The sequence below is a fragment of the Anaeromyxobacter sp. SG64 genome, from assembly GCF_022690745.1.
In the GTDB taxonomy this organism is placed as follows: Bacteria; Myxococcota; Myxococcia; order Myxococcales; family Anaeromyxobacteraceae; genus Anaeromyxobacter; species Anaeromyxobacter soli.
On record NZ_JALCZB010000169.1, the window covers coordinates 1 to 4,133 of the forward strand.

Consider the following 4,133-nt stretch of genomic DNA (forward strand, 5'->3'; position numbering starts at 1 on the left):
GGGGGCGGGGCCCGGGGCGTCGCGGAAGGCCCGCGCCGAGCTGCGCGCCGAGGCGCGCGCCGCGGACCCGGGGCTCGCCGCGCGCCACGCCCGCTACACGGGGCCGCTCGCGCTCTCCGAGGAGGAGGCCGATCTCCTCTCCGCCGACGCCGCGGTCGCGACCTGGTTCGACGCGGCCGTCGCCGTCCACCCGAACGCACGCTCCGTGGCGCGCTGGCTCGTGAACGACCTCGCCGGTCTCGCGCGCGATCGCGAGCTCGCGTCCCTGCCGCTCCAGCCCGCCGCGTTCGGCCGGCTGGTCGCGCTCGTCGACGCCGGCCGCCTCACCCCGGCGGCGGGCAAGACGCTCCTCGCGGAGCTCGTCGAGCAGGGGGGCGATCCCGAGGCGCGCATGAAGGCGCTCGGCCTCGAGAAGGTGGCCGACCGCGCCGCCGTGGAGGCCGCCGTCGCGCGCGCCCTCGAGGCGCGCCGGGCCGAGGCCGATCGGTACCGCGCCGGAGAGAAGAAGCTCTTCGGCGTGCTGGTCGGCGCCGCCATGCGCGAGACCGGCGGCACCGCCGACGCGGCCCTGGTGCGGAAGGTGCTGGAGGAGAAGCTCGGGTAGCCATGGGAGCCGACGTCGATCCCCTCCCCGTGACGTGCCGCCCCGGCCGTCCCGAGGACGCGGACGCGATCGCCCGCATCTACAACCAGGGCATCGAGGATCGCTCCGCCACGTTCGAGACGCGGCCGCGGATCGCCGCGGAGGTGTCGGAGTGGCTCGTGAACCCGGTCGTCGTCGCGGAGGATGCGGGCGCCGTGCTCGGCTACGGCGCCCTGTTCCCCACGAGCGCCCGCCCCTGCTACGCAGGCGTGCTGGAGCTGTCGGTGTACGTCGCCCGCGACGGGCGCGGGCGGGGCGTCGGACGCGCCCTCGGCGTGGCCCTCCTCCAGGCGGCCGAGGCCGCGGGCGCGTGGAAGGTCGTCGGCAAGATCTTCGTAGAGAACCACGCGAGCGCGTCGCTCTGCCGCTCCCTGGGGTTCCGCGAGGTCGGCGTGCATCGGCGCCACGCGCGGCTCGACGGCGCCTGGCGCGACGTGCTCCTCGTGGAGCGGCTCGTCGGGGACGCTCGCGAGCGTTGAGTCGCGGCGGGAGCGCGGCCGCTCCTCGGCGAACCCACAAGGCACGGGCCGGGTCCCCTGTCCTCACGCCATCCTCGCGCCATCCCGCTCCGCAAGGAGGAAGCGCATGGCCGCGAAGAAGATCCTCATGCTCGTCGGCGACTTCGTCGAGGACTACGAGGCGATGGTGCCGTACCAGATCCTCACGATGGTCGGTCACACGGTCCACACCGTCTGCCCAGGCAAGAGGCCCGGAGACACGGTGAAGACGGCGGTGCACGACTTCGTCGGCGATCAGACCTACGTCGAGCTGCCCGGGCACCGCTTCGCGATCACCGCCGCCTTCGAGGAGCTCCGGCCGGGCGACTACGACGCGCTCGTCATCCCCGGGGGGCGCGCGCCCGAGTACCTGCGGCTCAATCCGCGCGTCATCGAGCTCGTACAGGGCTTCGCGCGCGACGACAAGCCCATCGCCGCGATCTGCCACGGCCCGCAGATCCTCGCCGCCGCGGGCGTCCTGAAGGGGAAGGCCTGCCTCGCCTACCCCGCCGTCGGTCCGGAGTGCACCGCCGCGGGCGCCCGCTTCGGCGAGGTGAACGCGACCGCGTCGAACGCCTTCACCGACGGGAAGCTCGTCACCGCGCCGGCCTGGCCCGCGCACCCGGAGTGGATGCGGCAGTTCCTGAAGGTGCTCGGCTCGCGCGTCGAGGCGTAGGGTTCGAGGCAGGACGACGGCGGCGGCGCCGTCCTCGCGCCTCTCGTCCCCCCACCCGTACGAGGACGTGCGCGCCCTGCGCGCGGCGCGGGTCCGCTCGCCCGGAGGCTCGTCGAAGGGCGAGCGGACTCGGCCGCTCCCCTGCCGGATTACCCCCGCCCGGTCTCCGCGAGCCACGTGAGGATCGCCCGGTTCACCTCGCCGGGCGCCTCGTTCTGCACGAAGTGTCCTGCCTCCGCGATGAGCACCACGGCCGGCGCGTTCCCGGGTGCGAACCAGGGCGCGAGCTTCTCCGGCGCGATCGTCTCGAGCCCGAGGAAGCGGTCCCGGACGCCCCACACCACGAGCGTCGGCGCCGAGACCGGGCGGGCGCGGGCGGCGCGACCGAAGGCTCCGCGCTCGCGGAACGCTGCCCGGTAATAGGCGAGCGCCGCGGCGGCCGCCTCGCGCGATGCGAACGCTTCCCGGTATCGCTCGAGCTCGTCCCGCGGGAAGGCGTCGCGCCGGTACGCGCCGCCGCGCAGCGCCCGCGCGATCGCGGCGGCGCGGTCGCGCGCGAGGAGCCGCTCCGGCAGCCACGGCAGCTGGAAGGCGAGCATGTAGCGCGAGCGCAGGAGCTGGCGGGGGTTCACGCGAAGCTCGCGGGCGAACGCCGCCGGGTGCGGGCAGTTCAGCACCACCAGCCGCTCCACCACCTGCGGCGCGTACGTCGCCGCCGCCCAGGCGATCGCGCCACCCCAGTCGTGTCCGCACACGACGGCGCGCTCGCGCCCGAGGGCGCGCACCATCCCGGCCACGTCGCCCGCGAGCGTGCGCAGGTCGTACGGACCTCGCCGCTCGGTGCGCCCGTAGCCGCGCAGATCCGGCGCGACCGCGCGGTAGCCTGCCGCCGCCAGGGCGGGGAGCTGGTGGTGCCAGGAGCGCGACAGCTCGGGGAACCCGTGCAGCAGGACCACCAGCGGCCCGTCCTCGGGACCCGCTGCGCGAGCGAAGAACCGCAGCCCGTCGGCGTAGAGCTCGAGTGTGTCGGTGTCGCCCAGGGTCCGAGCGCTACCCCCGCGCTCGACTGACCGCGAGAATTCGCTTGGGGTCATACGGATCACCGAGCCCCTGTCCCGTCGGCGGGGGACCCCACTTCCAGTGGAGCGCCCGGATCTGGTACACGCAGCGTGCAGCGACATCCGGCCGCACGCCTTTGGTTTCCGGCGAGCGCCGTAACCCTTTGGGGGACCAATGACGAGGACTTTACGGTTACTGCTCCTTCCCTCCTTCACCCTGGCGCTCGTCGCCGGCTGCTCCGGATCGAGCGATCCGGGTGACGCTGGCTCCAACAACCCACAGTCGGCGGGCTGGTTCGTCGCGACCACCGGGTCGGACAGCGCGGCCGGCACCCCGCAAGCGCCGTTCGCCACGATCGCGCGCGGCATCGCGGCCGCCTCGGCGCTCGGAGGCGGCGACGTGCACGTCGCCGCGGGCACCTACCCAGGCACGCTGGAGCTCGCGAACGACGTCGCCGTGTACGGAGGGTACGACGCCGCCTGGGCCCGCAATCCGTCCGTGAACGTGACGGTCGTGCAGGGCGGCTCTGGCGACCTGCACGGCAACGACGGCGTCTTCGGCCGGGGGGTGACGAACGTCATCCTCGACGGCCTCACGATCCGCAGCGCGGCCGCGACCCTGCTCGGGCGGAGCTCCTACGGCGTCCGGCTCGACTCCTCGTCCAACGTCCAGCTGCACGCCCTCGTCATCGAGGCAGGAGACGGCGCGCCCGGTCTCCCGGGCGGGACGCCCCCGGGCGGACAGGTAGGACAGCCTGGCGAGAACGGAACCGCGGCGTGCACGGAGAATACGTGCACCGGCGTGGGCGGAGCCGGGGGGACTCTCGGATCCATGGGGGGTGCCGGAGGGATGGGCGGATACGCCACCGACGGAACCGCCGGCCAGCGTGGGCTGGGGACGGGCGGCGGCGCCGGGGGCGCAGGCGGCATTCTGTACGGCACCGCGACGACCATCGCGGGCAAGAACGGGTCTCCGGGCGCGAGCGGAGCGGCGGGCGCGAACGCCCCTGGCGGCGCCTCGCTCGGAGGCGTGAGCGACGCTCGTTACGCCGGGCACATCGGCAGCGCCGTGGGCGGCATCGGGGAAGCGGGCCGCTTCGGTGCGGGCGGGGGCGGCGGTGGCGGGGGCGGCGGCGCGATGGTGTGGAGCAACGCGCTCGGCGACTTCGTGGACCACACCGGTGCAGGCGGTGGCGGGGGCGGCTCGGGCGGCAGCCCGGGAAACGGCGGGGGCGGGGGAGACGGTGGGGGCGGGTCGT

Annotated in this window: 4 protein-coding genes and 1 pseudogene; 4 read left to right on the forward strand and 1 reads right to left on the reverse strand. The window is 74.9% G+C overall.

Going from position 1 to position 4,133, the window contains the following annotated elements:
* The 3 genes and pseudogenes from MNZ29_RS23605 to MNZ29_RS23615 all read left to right on the forward strand — a co-directional run.
* Nucleotides 1-604 (forward strand): annotated as a pseudogene (locus MNZ29_RS23605) (glutamine--tRNA ligase); the annotation flags it as partial.
* Nucleotides 605-606: 2 nt separating this feature from the next.
* A complete protein-coding gene (locus MNZ29_RS23610; RefSeq protein ID WP_242341518.1) occupies nt 607-1,122 on the forward strand; it encodes an arsinothricin resistance N-acetyltransferase ArsN1 family A in 516 nt (171 codons plus the stop codon).
* Nucleotides 1,123-1,228: 106 nt separating this feature from the next.
* Nucleotides 1,229-1,816, forward strand: a complete 588-nt coding sequence (locus tag MNZ29_RS23615) for a DJ-1/PfpI family protein (protein ID WP_242341519.1) — start codon at nt 1,229-1,231, stop codon at nt 1,814-1,816.
* A 149-nt stretch (nt 1,817-1,965) separates the two neighbouring features.
* Here MNZ29_RS23615 and MNZ29_RS23620 read toward each other — a convergent pair whose 3' ends face one another.
* Complete coding sequence (locus MNZ29_RS23620) at nt 1,966-2,772, reverse strand: alpha/beta fold hydrolase (RefSeq protein WP_242341520.1); 807 nt, start codon at nt 2,770-2,772, stop codon at nt 1,966-1,968.
* A 277-nt stretch (nt 2,773-3,049) separates the two neighbouring features.
* Between MNZ29_RS23620 and MNZ29_RS24735 the strand changes: the two genes are divergently transcribed.
* Nucleotides 3,050-4,133: DUF1565 domain-containing protein (locus MNZ29_RS24735; RefSeq protein ID WP_277957391.1), on the forward strand; the 1,084-nt coding region annotated here is incomplete at its 3' end.